We start from the raw sequence: 2,621 nt of genomic DNA, 5'->3' as shown, positions 1-2,621 counted from the left end.
TTGTAAAGAGGGTTGGCGCCAACCCTCTTAACTCGGACGTAATCACCGTATAGAAACAACCACAAAACAACAAAACGTCCGAAACTCAAACAACCAAAAAAATTGAGGAACGGGGTTTTTAAAGCCTAAAATCCCGCCAATAAATCGCTAACGTTAGTTATAACATCAACTAGTAACCAAAAAAAGTTGAGGAACGAGGTTTTTAAAGCCAAAAAATCCCGCCAATAAATCGTTAACGTTAGTTATAACATCAGCTAGTAACCAAAAAATTTGAGGAACGGGATTTTTAAAGCCTAAAAATCCCCTAAAGCTTCTTCGAAATTGGTTTTAAGGGAGTAACTAAAACGTAATATTACATTCACCTTTACAAAAGTTAACAATTAAACCGCCAAAAAAAGTTGCATGGTTTTTTGCAATCACTATACTTTTATAGCATATTTATACGAATGGATAAATTTTATGCTATTAGGCTTGAAATTTTAAATAAATCATAAAATTGGATTGACAAGGATATCTGATATGGATTATAATTTTCAACAAGCAACAAGCAACAAGCAACCTGCCCAACCTATAATTTCACCTTTCTAAAGTTAAGCTCACACCGTTTATTATTTCACAGTAGTTTATTATTTCAGCAATTTCCAAAATTTCCGCAATTCCGGCAAAATTTTTCAAAATTTCTTGGTTTAGCCTGTTTATCTCGGCCGATGGTTTTCATATTAACCATGGTTGTTTTACAGTCTATCTCTTTTACTAATTATGCATTAACCACTACAACGACCAATATTATTTATGGCTCAGCACCTTATTTAACCTTTGATGGTGGTCGTACCCGGATAACAAATACCGCAGCGCTACTCGGGATATCCCTTTCTGATGGTAGAACATTTACTCCGACAACCAATGATTCAAGTGACAATCCTATCGAGTTACCTGTTGAGGGTCAGAGTTTTGCGGATATTGGTATGTTAGTACCAACGGATACTGATTCTATTGCATTAAGTTCACTTATTGGCACACCTTATAATTATTGGGGTGATGATGATGGCGATGGTCAGGGGATTGATGGTATCACCGCTACCGGTAGTTTAAATTTATCCATTGTCGATAAAAATAATCAAGCTGTTACCCGTAATGAAGTGCTGGATATTTGTAAAGCGCCATATAAATTAACCTTATCAAATAGTGAAGGTATATTAACAACACGTTATGGAGTACCTAATGAAAGTCGTTTTACGGCAGGTAATGCCACTTATTATATTAATCCTAAGGCAGCGCCAGCGGTTTGTTTTGCAAGACCTAATTTAGAGATGGACTGGGGGTTCAGGGGGGGGGGCGCCATTTGGAACCCTGATAGGGGTTTTCTACCACAGTCAGTTACGCCGTCGTCTTATGGTTCAAACTTCCCGACTACTGGTGCTAATGGTCTGTATTTTGATTTAGATATTGGTGGTGTTAGTCAGGCCTTATCTTGGGCGCCGGTTTCTCATGAAGGTATTACGGCGACGATGACCGATTCAATATACCAGAGCGTTCGAGTCACCCTAACGGGTCCTGCTGTTACAGACTCTAATCAATGGTACTCAGAAAATCCAGATAGAATCGGTAGACCATCTTTACCGCAGACATTTGAGTTAGTTGGTCGAGATAGCAGTGGTAATGCGGTGGTCAAATATGGATTTGTGTTAAAGCAGTGGTTTGTTAATCGTGGATATAGGTACGCTTATACCTATTCTAGTATGGAATCTTGGTGTAATAAGATTGGAGGATACCGTGTTCCAAAGGTCATGGATTTAACTAATGCGTTTTGTCGAGAAGGGGGGCGTTGTCAAGGTTCAGTAGGTGCAACGCCTTCGTCATCTGATAATACTTACCGTCGTCACATTGGTGGAGGATTTTTCTCGGAATGGGGGCGGATGGACCATTACACTGGTGCCAACTTCCAAAGAGGGTACTGTTGGACGAAAGATGGGAGTTTTAGGGATAATAATTATCTCTTTAAGGTTGATTCGTTCGACGGTAGAATTTACAACACTGATCGGAATAGAGAGAAACAATACGGACTCTGTGTCTATCCTTAACTATTATTTCTTAGTTCTTAGGTATTGAAGCAGAGGATAAGAAAAATAACGTTAGGACGTTAAAAACGATTTTGTAGCGCGACATTGGCAATGTGCTGACAACTGAGTGAGGTTAGCATGGCAAACAGGGATGTTTGGCAAGGAGCGTTAAAAGCGAACGAAGGCGGAAGGCAGTCACATCGTGATCACTTGCGTAGTCGCCGCGGGAGATGGTAAAGAGGGTTGGCGCCAACCCTCTTAACTCGGACGTATTCACCGTATAGAAATAACCGCAAAACAACAAAACGTCCGAAACTCAAACAACCAAAAAAAAATTGAGGAAAGGGGTTTTTAAAGCCAAAATCCCGCCCAAGTTTCCCCAAAATCGGTTTTAAAACTAAAATTAGCTTGCTATAAACATAAGCGTTTATCTTGGCAAATAAGTTTGGTGTATTTAATTTAGCGACATTCGCAACGTGCTGACAACTGAGTGAGGTTAGCATGGCAAACAGGGATGTTTGCCAAGGCGGTGCTTTGTCAGGAACAAATCACAGCCGGTGC

The 2,621-nt window shown here is 39.9% G+C and carries 1 protein-coding gene; it reads left to right on the top strand.

Annotation, left to right across the window (positions count from 1 at the left end):
- Nucleotides 1-725: 725 nt before the first annotated feature.
- On the top strand, nt 726-2,081 hold the full coding sequence (locus tag H3T56_RS11550) for a hypothetical protein (protein WP_198193089.1): 1,356 nt from the start codon (nt 726-728) through the stop codon (nt 2,079-2,081).
- The last annotated feature ends 540 nt before the right edge of the window (nt 2,082-2,621 follow it).

The sequence above is a fragment of the Gilliamella sp. W8123 genome, from assembly GCF_016101085.1.
GTDB lineage: Bacteria > Pseudomonadota > Gammaproteobacteria > Enterobacterales > Orbaceae > Gilliamella > Gilliamella apis.
Note: the sequence above shows the minus strand (reverse complement) of the source record. Positions and strands in the feature narration are given on the sequence as shown.

Excerpts from the sequence above, each read along its gene's own strand:
- H3T56_RS11550 (WP_198193089.1), top strand. The coding sequence starts at position 726 with ATGGTTGTTTTACAGTCTATCTCTTTTACTAATTATGCATTAACCACT.